Annotated in this window: 2 protein-coding genes; both read left to right on the top strand. The window is 65.7% G+C overall.

Going from position 1 to position 1,944, the window contains the following annotated elements; translation table 11 throughout:
• On the top strand, window positions 1–951 hold a 951-nt coding region (locus tag KDH09_15290), incomplete at its 5' end, for an efflux RND transporter periplasmic adaptor subunit (protein MCB0221060.1).
• A partial coding sequence (locus KDH09_15285; GenBank protein ID MCB0221059.1) for an ABC transporter permease occupies window positions 948–1,944 on the top strand: 997 nt, incomplete at its 3' end. The genes KDH09_15290 and KDH09_15285, both read left to right, overlap by 4 nt.

Below are 1,944 nucleotides of genomic sequence, written 5' to 3'. Positions count from 1 at the left end.
AGCGCCGACCAGGGTGACCGCGTTGTGGCCGGTCAGGTGCTCGCCCGGCTTGACGCCGCCGAGCTGGAAAAAACACTCAATGCCGCGCAGGCCAACCTCGCGCTGCTTGCTGCAACCAGGAAGCGGCTCGAAGCCGAAGCGGACAAGGCCGCCGCCGTTTCAAAGTGGGCGCGGGCCGAGGCCCGACGCATGGCTGCGCTCTACAAGGAAGGCAGCGTCTCGAAATCCGACAACGATCGCGCCGAGCGCGAGGCCGACACCGCGCAGGCCGATGAAGCGCGCGCCCGCGCGGCGCTCGAAGAAAATACGCAGGCCAGCGCCGCCGCAGAGGCGGAGATGGGCAGCCTGCAGGAAAAACTCGACAAGAGCGTGCTGCATGCGCCCATGGACGCGCTGGTCATCCGGCGCGAGGTTGAGCGCGGCGACGTCGTCACGATGAACGAGAGTGTCTTCACGCTCGTTGCGACCGGCGAGATGTGGGTGCGCACCTGGGTGGACGAGGGATTCCTCGGTGAGCTCAAGGCGGGGCAGAGCGCGCGCATCGAGTGGGTATCCGGGCAGTCGGGATGCAATGCGGGGAAAGTGAAGCGTATCGGCCGCGAAGTTGACCGGGAGACCCACGAGCTGCTCGTCGACGTGGTGCTCGAATCGGTGTGTGAGCAATTCGCCGTGGGCCAGCGCGCGCGCATCTGGATCGAGCTGGCGCGCACCGACGCGAAAGTGCGTGCCCCGCGCGAGTTCGTCTACGGCGCTGGCAGCGATTCGCCCTGGGTATTTGTCAAAGCCGGGCCGTTCATCACGCGCAGCGCGGTGCGCATCGGCTTCCACGGGCTCGACCAGTTCGCCATTGAAGAGGGCGTTTCGCCCGGCGCGGTCCTGCTGCGACCGGCCGCGCCCAAGACGCAGCTCAAAGCCGGACACTTCGCCCGCGTGACGGAGGATGCTCCGTGAACCTTGCGCTCAAGGACATCGCCTACCGGCGCACCAGCTTCGCACTGACTGCGTTGGGGCTGGGGCTTCTGTTCACCATCGTGCTGGCCATGGGTGGAATCTATCGCGGCCTTGTCGATGACGCGACGCTGCTGGTCGACCGCATGGGCGCGGACCTGTGGGTGGTGCAGGCGGGCACGCGCGGCCCCTTTGCCGAGATGTCGCGGGTCTCGGTTTCCCTCGCCGATCGGGTGCGCGCGGTGCCGGGCGTGGCGCGCGCGCAGGGATTCAATACCTATACGATCCAGCGCGAACACAACGGAGGGCTGCTTCGTCTCTCGACCGTTGGGCTTCCCTGGGGCGAGGACCGCGGCGAGTGGATTCCGCTCATCGCCGGGCGCGCGCTGCGCAGCCCGCACTACGAAATGATTGCCGATGTGAGCTCGGGTCTGCACATCGGCGAGAGGGTCGAGCTGGCGGGCTCGCTCTACACCGTCGTGGGACTTACCAAGTGGATGGTTTCGATGGCGGGTGATGCCGTGGCGTTTTTCACCTTGGGTGATGCGCTCGAAATTCAGACGTTCCTGCCGCCGGCGGCCCTGCGGCAGACGCGCCCGCATGGCGGCATCGGGGCGGAGCGCGGGCTTCCACCCTCGCCGAGTCCTCCGGTCGGGCCCTCACCCTCGGAAGACCTTCGAGGCGGCCGGGTTAGCGCGGTCATGGTCTATGTCGAACCTGGCGTGACGAATGAACAAGTGCGCGAGCGCCTTTCGAAGTGGTCCGACATCTCGGTCTATACCGCCGAGGAGCAATACGAACTTCTCATCAAAGGCGTGGTGGACAAGGTGCGCCGCCAGATCGGCCTCATTCGCGGATTGCTGACGATCATCTCTACCATCATCGTGATGCTCATCATCTACAACATGACCAACGAGAAACTCCACGACATCGCCATGCTCAAGCTCATGGGCGCTCGGCGCCAGATGATCGGGGCAATGCTGCTCCAGCAGTCGT

The sequence above is a fragment of the Chrysiogenia bacterium genome (assembly GCA_020434085.1).
Classification (GTDB): Bacteria; JAGRBM01; JAGRBM01; order JAGRBM01; family JAGRBM01; genus JAGRBM01.
Note: the sequence above shows the minus strand (reverse complement) of the source record. Positions and strands in the feature narration are given on the sequence as shown.